The sequence below is a fragment of the Parabacteroides sp. AM58-2XD genome (assembly GCF_003463685.1).
Classification (GTDB): domain Bacteria; phylum Bacteroidota; class Bacteroidia; order Bacteroidales; family Tannerellaceae; genus Parabacteroides; species Parabacteroides segnis.
In genome coordinates this window covers 24341-40818 of the sequence record NZ_QSDP01000031.1, presented here as the reverse complement: position 1 = coordinate 40818, position 16478 = coordinate 24341, and the positions used below count along the sequence as shown (strand labels likewise).

Annotated in this window: 11 protein-coding genes and 1 pseudogene; 9 read left to right on the top strand and 3 right to left on the bottom strand. The window is 47.1% G+C overall.

Annotated features, from left to right (window positions below; all coding sequences use genetic code 11):
• The first annotated feature begins 71 nt into the window (after positions 1-71).
• Positions 72-3227 carry a glycosyl hydrolase gene (locus DXA15_RS09685; RefSeq protein WP_128133900.1) on the top strand — a complete coding sequence of 1052 codons (3156 nt, stop codon included), beginning with the start codon at positions 72-74 and terminating at the stop codon, positions 3225-3227.
• Positions 3228-3293: 66 nt separating this feature from the next.
• Entirely contained in the window at positions 3294-4634 is a 1341-nt protein-coding gene (locus tag DXA15_RS09680) for a dihydroorotase (RefSeq protein WP_128133899.1), read from the top strand.
• A 133-nt stretch (positions 4635-4767) separates the two neighbouring features.
• Here DXA15_RS09680 and DXA15_RS09675 read toward each other — a convergent pair whose 3' ends face one another.
• From DXA15_RS09675 to DXA15_RS09670, 3 genes are all read right to left on the bottom strand, one after another.
• Complete coding sequence (locus DXA15_RS09675; RefSeq protein ID WP_369683056.1) at positions 4768-5085, bottom strand: DUF6078 family protein; 318 nt, start codon at positions 5083-5085, stop codon at positions 4768-4770.
• The gene (locus DXA15_RS27940; RefSeq protein WP_369683057.1) at positions 5082-5213 is read right to left on the bottom strand and encodes a DUF6078 family protein; all 132 of its coding nucleotides are present in this window, start codon (positions 5211-5213) and stop codon (positions 5082-5084) included. The genes DXA15_RS09675 and DXA15_RS27940 overlap by 4 nt, the downstream gene beginning before the upstream one ends.
• A 78-nt stretch (positions 5214-5291) precedes the next feature.
• The gene (locus DXA15_RS09670) at positions 5292-6179 is read right to left on the bottom strand and encodes an AraC family transcriptional regulator (protein WP_007656161.1); all 888 of its coding nucleotides are present in this window, start codon (positions 6177-6179) and stop codon (positions 5292-5294) included.
• Between the two features lie 95 nt (positions 6180-6274).
• On the opposite strand from DXA15_RS09670, the gene DXA15_RS09665 reads away from it, so the two are divergent.
• The 7 genes and pseudogenes from DXA15_RS09665 (at position 6275) to DXA15_RS09635 (ending at position 16408) form a co-directional block, all read left to right on the top strand.
• Positions 6275-7750, top strand: a complete 1476-nt coding sequence (locus DXA15_RS09665) for a rhamnulokinase family protein (RefSeq protein ID WP_128133898.1) — start codon at positions 6275-6277, stop codon at positions 7748-7750.
• Between the two features lie 171 nt (positions 7751-7921).
• Positions 7922-9181: an L-rhamnose isomerase gene (locus tag DXA15_RS09660; RefSeq protein ID WP_128133897.1), complete on the top strand. Its 1260-nt coding sequence runs from the start codon at positions 7922-7924 to the stop codon at positions 9179-9181.
• Positions 9178-10199 (top strand): annotated as a pseudogene (gene rhaT, locus DXA15_RS09655) (L-rhamnose/proton symporter RhaT). The gene DXA15_RS09660 and the pseudogene rhaT overlap by 4 nt, the downstream one beginning before the upstream one ends.
• A gap of 43 nt (positions 10200-10242) precedes the next feature.
• The gene (rhaD, locus tag DXA15_RS09650; RefSeq protein WP_046147271.1) at positions 10243-11043 is read left to right on the top strand and encodes a rhamnulose-1-phosphate aldolase; all 801 of its coding nucleotides are present in this window, start codon (positions 10243-10245) and stop codon (positions 11041-11043) included.
• Positions 11044-11335: 292 nt separating this feature from the next.
• On the top strand, positions 11336-13090 hold the full coding sequence (locus tag DXA15_RS09645) for an alpha-L-rhamnosidase C-terminal domain-containing protein (protein WP_128133896.1): 1755 nt from the start codon (positions 11336-11338) through the stop codon (positions 13088-13090).
• A 33-nt stretch (positions 13091-13123) separates the two neighbouring features.
• A complete protein-coding gene (locus DXA15_RS09640) occupies positions 13124-15331 on the top strand; it encodes an alpha-L-rhamnosidase C-terminal domain-containing protein (protein WP_128133895.1) in 2208 nt (735 codons plus the stop codon).
• Positions 15332-15439: 108 nt separating this feature from the next.
• The gene (locus tag DXA15_RS09635) at positions 15440-16408 is read left to right on the top strand and encodes a DNA/RNA non-specific endonuclease (RefSeq protein ID WP_122328996.1); all 969 of its coding nucleotides are present in this window, start codon (positions 15440-15442) and stop codon (positions 16406-16408) included.
• Positions 16409-16478: the final 70 nt, after the last annotated feature.

The window sequence follows — 16478 nt, the reverse complement described above, 5'->3', positions numbered from 1 at the left end:
GTAATAGAGGAGAATATAAACAGTATTTTTGCTTGCATATAAGATCAATGTAATTGCTTAATTCATGTATTATGGCGAAAATAACACACTTATTCTCTTTATGTATTCTTGTTTGTTTAGGTCTTTTGTCATGTAATAAGACAGAGACGTCTGCAAATCATCCATCCTTTGCCAGTATCGAGCAAGGCTTCCGTTCAATACCCGATAGTGTACAGACTGGTGTTTATTGGTACTGGATTTCTGATAATATATCGAAAGAAGGGGTGGTACGTGACCTGGAAGCCATGAAAGTGGCTGGTATTAATCGTGCGTTTATCGGGAATATCGGTATCGATGGCATCCCTTACGGCGATAATAAACTGCTGAGTTCCGAATGGTGGGAAGTGCTGCATGCCGCTTTGAAGAAAGCCACGGAACTGAATATAGAAATCGGAATATTCAACAGTCCGGGATGGAGCCAGTCCGGCGGTCCGTGGGTGAAAAGTTCACAGGCTATGCGTTATCTGGCCTCTTCAGATACGATTGTCGCCGGACCGGGACGTATGCAACTGACGCTGCCTTCCGTTGGAAAAGATGAACAGGACGTCTGCGTTATTGCCTATCCGGCATCTGATAAACCGGTGGCGGAAAAAAGCTGGGCGATAAATAAGAAGTCAGGGCAATCGTCCTCTTCCGTTCTGGTCTTTGATAAGGAAGCAACTGTCCGCACACTGATTTACCGGGTAAATACACCTTTTAAAACGACCGCCAAGCTGTGGGTGAAAAAAGGAGGAAAAGAAGAATTGCTGAGACAATTCGTGATCGACCGTAGTAACCCGGCACTGAATGTAGGCTTTGTCCCTTATGCGCCGGTCGTTATTTCCCTTCCGGAGACTTCCGCTTCACAGTTCCGCCTGGAAATGTCTGAAGAAGGAGAGGCTGCCGGAAATGTAACTCTTACATCTTCTCCCATGATGGAACGCTACCCGGAGAAATCGCTGGCTAAGATGTTCCAGACCCCGCTCCCTATGTGGGATGACTATCTCTGGGAAAAACAGCCTGCCGTTAGTGATACCTCTTTGATGGTTTCGCCGGATGCGATAAAGAACGTGACTGAATTTTCAAAGAACGGTGTGTTGGATTGGGAAGTGCCCGAAGGTAAGTGGGTGATCCGCCGGATGGCGATGTTGCCGACAGGTGTAACCAACTCGCCGGCTGCTCCTGAAGCTACAGGACCTGAGATCGATAAAATGAGCAAGAAACATGTCGCTTTCCATTTTGATGCCTTTATCGGTGATATACTGAAACGCATTCCGGAGGCAGACCGTAAAACATTTAAGGTTGTTGTCCAGGATAGCTATGAAACCGGAGGACAGAACTGGACCGACGATATGATCAGCGTATTTAAGGAACGTTACGGATATGATCCCGTTCCGTATCTTCCGGTTCTGGAAGGTACAGTGGTCGGCAATCCTGATATTTCAGATCGCTTCCTGTGGGATTTGCGCCGTTTGATAGCCGACCGTGTTTCTTACGATTATGTAGGTGGCTTGCGTGATGTTTGTCATCAACACGGATTGACAACTTGGCTGGAAAATTACGGTCATTGGGGATTCCCCGGCGAGTTCCTGCAATATGGCGGCCAGTCCGATGAGATAGCCGGCGAGTTTTGGAGCGAAGGTTCCCTGGGGGATATCGAGAACAGGGCGGCTTCTTCCTGCGGGCATATTTATGGCAAGAGACGTGTCTGGGCCGAGTCGTTTACAAGCGGTGGACCTGCTTTCGGCCGCTATCCGTATCAGATGAAGCAGCGTGGGGACCGTTTCTTTACCGAAGGGATAAACAGTTCTTTACTGCATGTATATATCCACCAGCCGTTTGAAGACCGCGAACCGGGGCTGGATGCCTGGTTCGGTAATGAATTTAACCGGAAGAATACCTGGTTCAGCCAGATGGATGTCTTTACCGGCTATCTGAAAAGATGTAACTTCATGTTGCAACGCGGCGATTATGTGGCAGATGTGGCTTACTTTATCGGTGAGGATGCTCCGAAGATGACCGGTATCTGTACGCCTGAACTTCCTGCCGGCTATTCCTTCGATTATATTAATGGGGAAGTTTTGTTGCAGCGGGCATCGGTGGAAGACGGCCGGATTGTTTTACCTAGCGGAATGAAATATCGTTTGCTGGTATTACCCCAACTGGAAACTATGCGTCCGGAAATTTTGCAGAAGATAAAGGAACTGTTACAGGCTGGTGCCTGTGTGATAGGGCCTGCTCCGAAATATTCTCCGAGTCTGAGTGATTATCCGGCTGCCGATCAGAAAGTGCAGGCTCTAGCTTCCGAGCTTTGGGGCGACCAGACAGAATCTGTACGGACAATAGGTAAAGGCCGTCTGTTTATGCCGGCGACTTCCCTGCAACCGGTATTGGAAGCCTTGAACGTAAAACCGGATATGCGTGTTAATTCCGGTACGCCTGTTTTGTTTATCCACCGTGCTACGGATGAAGGTGATATTTATTTTATATCGAATCAAAGTGAAAACCCGGTTGATATAAATCCGTCTTTCCGTGTAGCCGGAAAATTACCGGAACTGTGGAATCCGCTGACAGCAGAGATACGCCTTTTGCCGGAGTTCACTTGTGCCGACGGAGTAACCACCGTACCGGTTCGTCTCGAAGGCTTTGAAAGTTCCTTTATTATCTTCCGTAAAAAAGGCACGCCGTCGAAAACAACCGCCCGGAATTATCCGGTTAAAGAGGTTTTGGCAACCGTTAGCTCTCCCTGGCAGGTCGATTTTGAAAAAGGGAAAAGAGGACCGGAAGAAACTGTAACCTTCCCGGCATTGCAGGACTGGACAGAAAATACAGACCCGTCCATCCGCTATTTCTCAGGAAAAGCAATCTATACCAACCGGATCACCTTGGATGAACTGCCTCAGAAAGCGCTTTATCTGGATCTGGGCAAGGTGATGGTAATGGCAAAAGTAAAGATCAACGGACAGTATGTTGGCGGCGTATGGACAACCCCTTACCGCCTGCCGGTTGGAGACTTCCTACGTAAAGGGGAGAACCTGATCGAAGTGGAAGTCGTGAATAACTGGAGGAACCGCCTGATCGGTGACGCTTCGTTACCTGAGAAGGAACGCGGCACCTGGACAAACGTGAATCCCTGGAATGCAGATTCGCCTCTGCAATCGTCCGGTTTGATCGGACCGGTGGAAATACAGGCCTATTCTTACGAATAACCGCTCCTGCCTGCGTTGTTTTTGAATAGAATCATGTACATTTGTAACAAATAAAATACAAGGTATATGAATAAGATTCTGATAAAAAACGCTCGCATAGTGAATGAAGGCCGTATGTTTAAAGGCTCGGTCCTTATTGATGGAGATAAAATAGCAGAGGTGTTCGAGGAAGTTGTTCCCGAAACCGCCTCCAATGTACAAGTTATTGATGCTGAAGGAAAGCTCCTGTTACCGGGAGCAATCGACGATCAGGTACATTTCCGTGAACCGGGCCTGACACATAAAGGAGACATCGCTAGTGAAAGCCGTGCGGCCGTAGCTGGCGGTGTCACCTCTTTTATGGATATGCCGAATACCAAGCCTCAGACTACCACAATAGCCGATCTGGAATGGAAGTTGCAGCGCGGAGCGGAAACATCTGTCGCCAACTACTCTTTTTTCTTCGGCGGAACGAATGATAATATGGACGAGATCCGTAAGCTGGATCGTAGCCGTGTGCCGGGCTTGAAGCTGTTCCTCGGTTCTTCTACAGGCAACATGCTGGTGGATAAGAAGGAGAGCCTGGAGCGTATCTTCGGTGAAGCGGATATGCTGATCGCCATCCATGCGGAAAAGGAAGAAGTGATCAAACGTAATATCGCTTATTATACAGGATTGTACGGCGAAGATCTCGACATATCTTTCCATAGCAAGATCAGAAGCGAGGAAGCATGTTATGCCTCTTCATCTGAAGCTGTCGAACTGGCTACCCGCCTGAATTCACGTTTGCATATCCTGCATTTGTCTACTGCCAAAGAACTGACATTGCTGAGTAATGAGATTCCTTTGAGCGAGAAGAAGATCACCGGCGAGGTGTGTGTGCATCACCTTTGGTTCCATGACGGCGATTACGCTAAGTTCGGTAACCGAATCAAATGGAATCCGTCTATCAAGACGTTGGAAGACCGCATCGCTTTGCGCAATGCCGTTAACGATAATACGATAGATATCGTAGCGACCGACCATGCTCCGCATTTGTTATCAGAGAAAGAGGGCAGTTGTTTGAAAGCGGCTTCGGGTGGTCCGTTGATTCAGCATTCGCTGGTTGCCATGCTGGAGATGGTGGCAGAAGGTTGCTTCACGTATGAAAAAGTGGTGGAAAAGATGGCGCATATGCCGGCAGACCTGTTCCATATCGACCGGCGCGGTTATATCCGTCCGGGTTATTATGCCGACCTGGTCCTTGTCGATCCGGAGAAGAACTGGACGGTGGCTCCCGAAAATATAGTATATAAATGCGGATGGGCACCTTTTGAAGGGACTACTTTCCATCATAGTGTCAGCCAGACCTTTGTCAACGGGCAGTTGGTGTATGACAATGGCGTCATAAACGACGAAGTCCGGGGGATGGAAGTGAAATACAACTAAAATACAAACCAGTATGTATAATGTATCCCTTTTCGCTTTTACCAACTAGCCTGCCGCACTTTGGTAGTCTCGCTTCCAAGGCGTAGTAGTGTGGCTTCCAATCCGTGGAAGAGACGCTACCACGCCGTGGTAATCAGGTAAGGATAAAATCGTAGAGGTCGCGATACTCGTCGAAGCGCAACTCGTCTGTATAGCCGTGCCGGCGGAAGAGGTTGATGATCCATTCCTGTTGCTCAGGTGTGAGAAGGCGTTCGCCATTGTGGTAGCGGTAGTAGGTGGTGTTTCCACCTAAATACGTCTTGATACGGTCGCGCAGAGGCGTATCGTCTTTCTTCTTCACCTCGGCAAAGAGGGCACGGAAACCGTAGGCGGCGTGGATAATACGTGTCTGCTTATAGCATACGCAGGTGACGCCTTGACGGGCCGTGGGATAGACGGCAGGCCCTGTCACCCAGCCTCGGGGAGGTACTTCCCTGCGAGAAAACGGGCGCAACTGTCCGCCTTCGGGCAGTCGCTTTGGAAGCAACGGCAGTAGGAGGGAGGAATTTGTTCGGGGGTCAATAGGATGTTTGTCTCCATTGTATTCATATTATTCGTTTCCTGTTTCAGTGAGTAAATTGCTTCTTGGTGTTTTCTGTCCAATCGTCAACAACCGTATTAATGTGCTCTTTCCCTGAACTCGGAGGGCGTAACGCCCTCTTTCTTTTTAAAGAAGGTCGAGAATTGGCCGGCATTTTCAAACTTCAGGCTGTAAGCAATCTCCGATATGTTCAGGTTACTTCCTGTCAGGAGTTCTTTTGCCCTCAATAGTTTTTGTTGTAACTGGTATTGAGCGGGAGACACGCCGGTATATTCTTTGAACATACGGCGGAACCAGGAGTATCCCAGTCCCAGTTGCGAGGCGATCTCTTCCGGCGACACGGGGTTTTCTACCTGCTCTTTCATCAGAATACGGGCCTCGTTGATTTTGTCTACTACATATGTATTAGTAAAAGCGCCATTCTTTTTCTTATAATAAACAGTACCCATTATATGAAGGACGATACTGGATATCATCTGCTGGTATCCGGATTTTTCCTGCATGGCAAACTTTAATATATCTTCATATAATCCTACAATAGTAGCACTTAAACCGATTCTGTGAAGCGGTTCTTCTTTCGTGAAGAAACGTTTTTCCACTCGTTTGTCGATATGTATTCCACGGAATCCTACCCAATATTCATCCCATCCGGTCTCTTTGTCCGGATAGTAACTGTGCCATTCTCCCGGAAAAAGCAGGATCATGGTGCCGGCTTCTATCTTTTGCTGTTTGCAGGATTGGGAAGAGAAGTAGCCGCTTCCTTTCGTTATATAGACAAGCTGGTATTCCTTCAGGATACGTCCTGTCTGCGGTTTGAAGTTATAACTGTCCGGATGACCGGATAACGGATATTGACTTTGGGGTGGAATGAATTGGTATCCGATCGTGGTGACCGTAATCCCCCAGTCTTCATCAGACGCTCCGATAGTCAGGTAGCGTATTTGATTATTTGCGTGTTTATTCATGTCAGAATTGAAAGGTTTAAAATCATTTTCGTAAGCAAAGATAGTAAATAACCTTTTACTTTTGCTTCTGTAAAACAAATAACTTTGTTGCAGGCATGAAGAAACATAACTTTTTAGCATTTGACATAGGAGCCACAAGCGGGAGAGCCGTTTTGGTGTCATTAATGAATGGCAAATTTGAAATGTGGGAACTTCACCGCTTCCCTAATAACCTGTTGGAATTGCACGGGAAATATTATTGGAACATATATAATCTGTATGAGGAACTGAAGAAAAGTCTTTCCCTTTGTGCCCGGGAAGATATCCCGGTCGATTCGATCGGCATCGATACCTGGGGAGTCGATTTCGGTTATCTGGCTTCGGATGGTTCTTTACTGGGGTTGCCCAGGGCGTACCGCGATCCGTATACGGAAGGTGCATTGGAGGAATATTTCCGCCTGGTGCCGCGTGAAGAAGTCTACCGGCTGACCGGTATCCAGTTTATGAACTTTAATAGTCTCTTTCAGCTGTTCCGTGCCCGGAAGGAGGATTTTGCACCTTTGAAAAATGCTGAAGAAATACTTTTCATTCCTGACCTATTGTCTTATCTGTTAACGGGCAAGAAGGTGTGTGAATATACGGATGCTTCCACATCCCAGTTGCTTAATCCTGTTACGAAACAATTTGAACCATCCTTGCTGGAGGCGGCAGGAGTTTCGCCGTCTATCGTGCGGCAGGTGGTGATGCCGGGAACGCTTGTCGGGGAACTGACGGATGCCTTGGCGGAGGAAACCGGCATTGGCAAGATACCTGTTATTGCTGTAGCCGGGCATGATACGGCTTCTGCCGTAGCAGCTGTTCCGGCCAGGGATGAGCATTTTGCTTATCTGAGTAGCGGGACCTGGAGCTTGATGGGGATTGAAACGGAACAACCGATCATAACGGAAGAATCCTATAAGAATAACTTTACAAACGAAGGTGGTATCGAGGGAACAACCCGCTTCCTGAAAAATATTACCGGCATGTGGTTATTGGAACAATGCCGGAAAGAGTGGGAGAAGGCCGGGCGTGCTTATGCTTATTCTGAAATCGTGGAGCTGGCCGGGCAGGCTGTTCCCTTTGTACGCTTCGTCGATCCGGACGATCCCCGTTTTGCTAATCCGACGTGTATGACAAAGGCTATTGCCGGTTATTGTGAGGAAACAGGACAGTCTGTTCCTGAAACGGATGCCGATTTTATCCGTTGCATCTTCGAGAGTCTTGCGCTTCGTTATAATGAGGTGATCCGGATGTTGAAGGGAATGGCACCTTTCCGGATCGATCGGTTGCATGTGATCGGCGGAGGTTCGAAAAATAACCTGCTGAATCAGTTTACGGCGAATGCGATCGGCATGCCGGTGATTGCCGGCCCATCGGAAGCAACGGCGATCGGGAACGGTATGGTACAGGCACGGTTTGCCGGTATCGTCTCCACCCGTTGGGAAATGCGGCAGTTGATAGCAGATTCTATTCAGACCGAAACATTCCTGCCGCAGGATGAGACTGTTTGGAAAGATGTTTACGACCGGTATTTACAGGTTGTAAAACGGTAATAATTAAGAAAAAATAAAGACCAGTGTAGTAGCAGGCATGTCAACATACATGTAATGGTCGGATGGGGTTAGGTTACCCGGATGGCGGGGCCTACACCCACGACCTCCTGCATTTTTGGTCCGGTTGGGTATAATTCAGAATATATATAATAACAAATTAAAAAGCATACCATGAATACTGAAAAGAAAGTAAAAGAAGCATTTGATCTGGCAGCCGAACGTTTTGCTGCTGTAAACGTTGATGTAAACAGTGTACTTGAAAAGTTGCAGAAAATCAGTCTTTCACTCCATTGCTGGCAGGCAGATGACGTGACGGGATTCGAGAATCCGGACGGTTCGCTTTCGGGCGGCATACAGGTGACCGGTAATTATCCGGGCAAAGCGCGTAATATAGATGAAGTTCGCGCCGATATCCTGACGGCAAACTCTTTTATCCCGGGAACTCACCGCTTGAACCTGCATGAAATCTATGGCGATTTCGGAGGAAAGAAAGTGGACCGTGATGAAGTGGAACCTGCCCATTTCCAAAGTTGGATGGAGTGGGGGAAAGAGAACAATATGAAACTCGATTTCAACTCCACTTCTTTCTCGCATCCTAAAAGCGGAAACCTGACGTTGGCTAATCCGGATGATTCGATCCGTAACTTCTGGATCGAACATACGAAACGCTGCCGTGCGATCAGTGAAGCGATGGGTGTTTACCAGAACGATCCCTGTATGATGAACCTCTGGATACATGATGGTTCCAAGGAAGTGCCGGCAAGCCGCATCAAATACCGCCAGCTGCTGAAAGATTCGCTGGACGAAATCTTTGCAATGGAGTATAAGAACATGAAAGATTGCATCGAAGCTAAATTGTTCGGTATCGGACTGGAAAGCTATACGGTCGGTTCTTACGATTTTTATTTGGGATATGGGGCTAAGAATAACAAAATCGTAACGCTGGATACCGGACATTTCCATCTGACGGAAAGCATTGCCGATAAGATATCTTCCATGCTGTTGTTCACTCCTGAAATCATGCTTCACGTGAGCCGTCCGATCCGTTGGGACAGTGACCATGTGGTTGTATTGAGCGATGACCTGCTGGACCTTTCCCGTGAGATCATCCGTTGCAATGCATTGGATCGTGTACATATCGGACTGGATTATTTTGATGCTACGATCAACCGCATAGGAGCTTATGTGATCGGTTGCCGTGCCACACTGAAAGCATTCCTGCAAGCCTTGCTTGAACCGTCTGCTACTTTGCAGCAATATGAATCGGAAGATAAACTGTTCCAGCGCCTGGCATTACAGGAAGAATTGAAAAGCCTTCCGTGGACTGCCGTATGGGATATGTACTGTTTGAAAAATAATGTTCCTGTTGGGGAAGATTACATTGCAGAAATAGAAAAATATGAAGCGGAAGTAACAAGCAAGCGCAAATGAATATACTGATAGGCTTACTGATTATCGCCATCGGCAGTCTGGGGCAAAGCAGTTCCTACGTGCCGATCAATAAGGTGAAAAACTGGAGTTGGGAGAGCTTCTGGCTGATCCAGGGTATTTTTGCCTGGCTCGTTTTCCCTTATCTGGGCGCACAACTCGCTATACCGGAAGGAAATAGCCTGACTGAACTCTGGAGTGCCGGTGGAAGTATCGGCGCTGTAATCTACGGAATGCTGTGGGGCGTGGGAGGTCTGACATTCGGTCTTAGCATGCGTTATCTGGGAATAGCCCTGGGGCAGAGTATCGCTCTTGGTACCTGTGCCGGATTCGGTACGCTTTTTCCGGCAGTATTCGGGGGGACGGATTTGTTTCATGGCGACGGACTGATCCTTCTACTGGGGGTTTGCGTAACGTTGGCTGGTATCGCAGTGATCGGTTATGCCGGTAGTCTGCGTGCCCGCAACATGACGGACGAGGAAAAGAAAGCGGCTGTGAAAGACTTTGCCTGACGAAAGGTTTGCTGGTTGCATTGTTGGCGGGTGTGATGAGTGCCTGTTTTAATCTGGGCCTTGAATCCGGAACTCCGATACTGGAAAAAGCGAAGGCCTCCGGTGCAAGCGATTTATTTGCCTTAAATCCGGTGATCTTGTTGGTAACAATGGGTGGCTTCCTGACGAATGCAGTCTATTGTATCTTCCAGAATATAAAAAATAAAACAGGGAAAGATTATTTCTCCGTTCCGGGTAAGATATTATTGAATAATGTTTTATTTTGTGCGCTGGCAGGAGTACTTTGGTATTCACAGTTCTTCGGCTTGGGCATGGGAAAGAGTTATTTTTCTGACTCTCCGGTAATGCTTGCCTTTTCGTGGAGTATCCTGATGTCGCTGAATGTCATATTCAGTAATGTTTGGGGAATCATATTGAATGAATGGAAAGGTGTTAGCAGAAAAACGATTATCGTATTAATTACCGGTATGGGAATACTGATATTCTCATTGCTGTTACCGAGTTTATAGATGACTTTTCGGGAATACCCGAAGCAATTAATATAGAAAAAAAATGACAACAATTGGAAACAACAGCCTTTTGATGGCTGAAATTGGCCGTATCGCTGAGGTGGCAGGCTATCTCTGGACAAAAGGATGGGCCGAAAGAAATGGAGGAAATATATCTGTTAATCTGACCGGTTTATTGACACCGGAAGAAATGGCATTGCCGGCACTTGCTCCTGCTATTCAGTTGCAGGAAGCAATGACCGCCCTTGGAGGACATGTATTTTATGTGACCGGGACAGGCAAACGGATGCGGTATGTCGCACAGGACCCGTTCGCAAATGGTTCGCTGATCCGGATAGCACCGGACGGAAAAAGCTATGAGATCATTGCCGAACAACCTGTCGCCCCGACATCCGAACTGCCGTCTCACCTGATGATGCACAATTATCTCCGTTCCTTGGGACGTGATAACAAGGTCGTTTTGCATACGCATCCGACAGAACTGATCGGTATGACGCATTGTAAACCATTCCTCGATTCGCAGGTAATCACCCGGACGTTATGGGGCATGATCCCCGAATGCCGTATCATCGTACCGAAAGGCGTCGGTATTGTCCCTTATGAAATACCGGGAACGATCGAACTGGCACATGCTACGATCAAACAACTGGAAAAACATGATGTTGTATTTTGGGAAAAACATGGAATTCTGGCAGTCGGCGAAGATCTGATCGAATGTTTTGACGCAATCGACACCTTGGCAAAATCTGCTCAAATCTATCTGAGTGCCCGCATGGCCGGCTATGAACCGGCAGGAATGACCGACCAACAGTTGGATGATCTGGTTCCTGCTTTTGGGTTGTAGTTCCTGTAGCGTGTGAGAGGTTCAGAATTAGAAAGTTTTGAGCTATCTGCTAATTATAGGATGAGCCAGTTAGTGACGGTGTCTTTAGGCTGTAGGCCTGTAACAAATTAGCCCAGGGTTAGAACCCTGGGTTCCCTTGAATCCTTTTCTTTTTGAGGCACCCTGTAGGGGTGCAACAAGGTAGAAAGGGTTGATATTTATCTTGTACCGCCCCTACCGACGATGCAACAATCAAACCTGATAAAAACTAAACCTGTCCATAGAAGCAAATTGATTCATTATTGATAATACCATGAAAAAGATACTTATACTTCTTACTCTTTTATGTTCCCTGCCGGTACTGGCCCAGCAACGCGACAGCCGGGTACGCGAATATCTTTCCCCGACGCGTATTGTCTGGCAACAACATAGCGAATTGATAAAAAATGGCGATAAACTGCTCCTGCCGGGTAACGGACAGGCAGAATTAACAGATCGTGCCCTTTGCAAGATGACCAGTACGTCAGAAGAGCATCCGGCCCTTTTGTTTGATTTCGGGAAAGAACTTCAGGGAGGCATTCAGATTGTGACCGGTGCTTTTTCCAATAAAAGCCCTATAAAGATGCGTGTCCGTTTCGGAGAATCTGTCAGTGAAGCCATGTGTGAAATTGAAGGGAAGAACGGGGCCAGTAATGACCATGCAATACGTGATTTTGTTGTCACATTGCCCTGGTTGGGTGTGTTGGAAGTCGGTAATTCCGGTTTCCGTTTTGCCCGTATAGACCTGATGAGCGATTCTACGGAAGTTTCCTTGAAAGAAATCCGTGCTATTTCTACATTCCGTGATATTCCGTACAAAGGTTCTTTCCGGAGTAGCGACGAACGGCTGAATAAAATCTGGCAGACTGGTGCATATACGGTTCATTTGAATATGCAGGAATATCTCTGGGACGGTATTAAGCGTGATCGTTTGGTTTGGTTGGGTGATATGCATCCGGAAGTGATGACCGTAAATACTGTTTTCGGTTATAACGAAGTCGTTCCAAAGAGCCTTGACCTGATCCGTGATGTAACGCCTCTTCCCGCTTGGATGAATGGTATCAGTGCCTATTCGATCTGGTGGTTGCTGATCCAGCGTGACTGGTATTATCATCATGGAGATGTGGCTTACCTGAAAGAACAGCAAACTTATATGAGCGACCTTCTGCGTCTTCTGATTTCTAAAGTGGATGCAGACGGACGTGAGAAACTGGATGGATGGCGTTTCATGGACTGGCCGTCAAGTGAGAATCAGGTGGCGATCGATGCCGGTCTGCAATCGCTGGTTCTGATGGCCATGAGGGCAGGCGATGAATTATGTACAACACTTGGTGACGATGTGCTGGCATCCCAATGTCGTGAAACGGCGAAGAAAATGGAAAAGGCGGCTCCGAAGGTGATCAAGCCTTTGTTGAAATCAAAAATAGCACCGGATGCTCCGGGCTCAAAACAGGGTGCGGCTTTATTGGCCCTGGCTGGTTTGATGAAACCGGAAGAGGCAAACAGTAAATATCTGTCAGTAGGCGGGGCACGTGGATTCTCTACTTTCTACGGATATTATATGTTGCGTGCAATGGCTGCTGCCGGAAATTATCAGGGAGCGATCGATGTGATCCGCCAGTATTGGGGAGCGATGATCGACCTGGGTGCTACTACGTTCTGGGAAGATTTCAATATGGACTGGCTTCCGAATGCGGCACGTATCGACGAACTTGTGCCTGAAGGGAAAAAGGATATTCACGGTGATTATGGTGATTATTGCTATAAAGGTTTCCGTCATAGTTTGTGTCATGGCTGGGCTTCCGGTCCGACATCATGGCTGAGTGAATACGTCTTGGGTGTTCAGGTGGTGGAGCCGGGATGCCGTGCAGTCCGTATCACCCCGCATCTGGGCGATTTAAAATGGGTGGAAGGTACTTTCCCGACTCCGCAGGGTGTAATAACGATCCGTCACGAGAAAGGAGCGGACGGTAAGGTGAAAAGCGAAGTAAAGGCTCCGGACGGTGTGAAAGTATATCTGGAGAATTAAATAAAATTGATAACCTGTAAAAGCGATCGTATTATGAAAAAGTATCTCTTACTGTGTGTATGCGCCGGATTTTTGGCTTCGGCAGAAGCTAAAACGAAAACGGACTGGAAAGCAAACTGGATAAATACGGAACAATGCCAGAGTGCGAGCAATACCTGGCTGGCCTATCGTAAAACGGTAACTTTGGCTGAAGTTCCCCGGACACTGACCGCACATATTGCAGCCGACAGTAAATATTGGTTATGGATTAACGGCCGGATGGTGGTGTTTGAAGGAGGCTTGAAACGTGGTCCTTCTCCTTATGATACTTATTACGATTCGGTAGAGATTGCTCCTTACCTTACGTCGGGGGAAAATACGATCGCTGTTCTGGTATGGCATTTTGGCAAGAACGGATTCAGCCATGTGAACAGTGGACTGGCAGCCTTGCTGTTTGAGGCGATTGCTCCCGGCATAGAGATTGTATCCGATAAAAGCTGGAGTTGTAGGGTATATGATGCTTATCAGAATACCGGTGCTCCTTATCCGAACTATCGCTTGTCGGAAAGCAATATCCGTTTTGATGCCCGCAGAACATTGGAAGGATGGAACCAGCCTGGTTATAAGAATACGTTTCCCGGTGCCGAGATCGCTTCAGTGGTCGGTAAAGCGCCTTTGGGAAACCTGGTTGAACGTCCTATTCCGCTCTTTAAGGATTTCGGTTTAAAGGAGTATCCGGGTGTCCGCCGGTCGGAGAGAGGAGATACCCTGTTCTGCCGTTTACCTTACAACTGCCAGTTTACACCCTATCTGAAAGTGGAGTCGGCGGAAGGTGCGACAATTCATATGCAGACGGATAATTATCGGGGTGGAGGACCGGAAAATGTCCGTGCCGAATATGTTACCCGCAACGGCATACAGGAGTATGAAAGTTACGGCTGGATGAGCGGTCATGAGATGTGGTATATTCTTCCCGAAGGAGTAAAAGTACTGGAAGTTAAGTATCGTGAAACCGGCTATGATACAGAGTTTGCCGGATCGTTTCAATGTAACGATCCTTTCCTGAACGAACTTTGGAAACGTTCTGCGAGAACATTATATATAACGATGCGTGACAATTATATGGATTGTCCCGAACGCGAACGTGCTCAATGGTGGGGAGATGAGGTGAACGAGTTGGGAGAGGCTTTCTATGCACTTTCTCCTTCTTCTCATAAGCTGGCCGTTAAAGGTATTTATGAACTGATGAACTGGCAGCGTGCCGACGGCTCATTGTTTGCTCCTGTTCCTGCCGGTAACTGGTCGAAGGAGTTGCCTTTGCAGATGCTGGCTTCGGTGGGTTGGTATGGTTTCCATACACAGTATTATTATAGCGGAGACAGTACATTTATTCCGGTTATTTATGACCGTCTGCATCGTTATCTGCATGAAACATGGCAGGTCGATAAGAGTGGCTTGCCCATCGAACGCAGTGGCGAATGGAGTTGGGGTGACTGGGGCGAACAGATCGATATGGGGGTATTGACGAACTGCTGGTATTATCTGGCACTGAAAGCAGAAAAGGAGTTTGCACTTCAACTGGGAAAGAAAGCAGATGCGGAAGAGATCACCCGTATGATGTATAGTATTGAGAAATGTTTTAATACAAAATTCTGGACCGGCACTGCATATCGTTCTCCTGGTTATCATGGCAAGGATGACGACCGTTCGCAGGCTATGGCCGTTTTATCCGGTCTGGCGGCAAAAGACAAGTATCCTGCCATACTGAAGGTCTTGAAAAAAGAATATCATGCCAGTCCTTATATGGAAAAGTATGTATTGGAAGCACTTTTTCAGATGAATGCCCCGGAGGTTGCCTTGCAGAGGATGCGTGACCGGTATGCCGGTATGTTAAGCTATAAGGATTATACCACCTTATTTGAGGGTTGGGGAGTCGGTGCTGAAGGTTTCGGAGGAGGAACGATCAACCATGCCTGGAGCGGAGGACCGCTGACGTTGCTGAGCCAGAAAGTGTGTGGAATTGAACCGACATCTCCCGGTTTCCGTACATTCCGCATAAAACCTCAGATGGGGACTTTGACGGAAGCTTCGGCATCAGTACCTACCCATTACGGGGATATAAAAGTGAAATTACGCAAGTCAGGACGTACTATATTAATGGAAATACAAGTTCCGGAACAGACGAGTGCAGAGGTTGTTTCGCCGAAAGGAAAGATACAGCAGATAGGCTCCGGAACATATAATTTAAAGTGCCCCTTTTAATCGGGGCACTTTTTGTATTAATTCTGACGAATATATTTAAGGTTTATATATTGTTTAATAATCTCACATTATCTACTTTTGCGGCGGAGAATAAACGATTATTAATCAATGGCAAAAAGAAAAGGCAAAGCAAAATCGCGGAAAAAGAAGAATCAGGGGGCATCTTTGGTTTCTGTAATCAGGCGTATATTTGTTCTTGCGGCCTTAGTGGTTATCTGTTTTATCGGCCTGTTATATGTGTTTAACTATTTCTATCCTACTTCCGGCAAGAAGCCTGTGGCGGTAGAACAGAAGAAGCAGCCTGCTGACCCAGTAAAGGAAAAACCGGCAGATAAAAAGCCTGCCATTGTTCCCCCTCGTCCGAAAACAACTACTTTTAAAGTTCCGGCAAATGCCGAAATCCCTAAATTGAAGGCTAAACGTTCCGAGCAAGTGATCCGTCACGAAGGGTATACCGTATCCTACAATTCAGATTATAAGATTGCAAACTGGGTAGCTTACGAGCTGACTGCCGAAGAGGCGAAAAGCAAAAAGACGGAACGTTCTAATAAATTCGTACCGGACCCGATGGTAAAAGGTGCGACAGCAACAAATGAAGATTATACCCGCACAGGTTACGACCGTGGTCATATGGCTCCTGCCGGTGACATGAAGTGGTCGGCAAAGGCAATGCGTGAATCATTTTATTTCAGTAATATCTGTCCGCAGAAACCGGCGCTGAACCGGGGTATCTGGAAAGAACTGGAAGAGCAGAGCCGTCTATGGGCGAAAGATTACGGATCTTTGCTGATTGCTACCGGTCCTGTAATTACGGACAATATGAAACGGATGGGAAAGAATCAAGTAGGTGTTCCTGACGCGTTTTACAAAGTGATTTGTTACGTTTCGGGAAGTGAATATAAAGCAATTGCGTTCATTTTGGAAAATAAGGATTATAAAAAAACTTCTTTGAAGTCAATGGTGATACCTGTTGATAGTGTGGAAAAAGTAACAGGAATTGATTTCTTTCCGGCTGTTCCCGATGAACAGGAAAGGGTAATGGAAGCAAAAATAGATTGGGACAGTTGGTCCTTTTGACACTAGTAGTTTGTACGAGCAATATAGAAGTAAGACAAGCAAATGTAAGTAGCAGCCGTTCGGTTCCGAA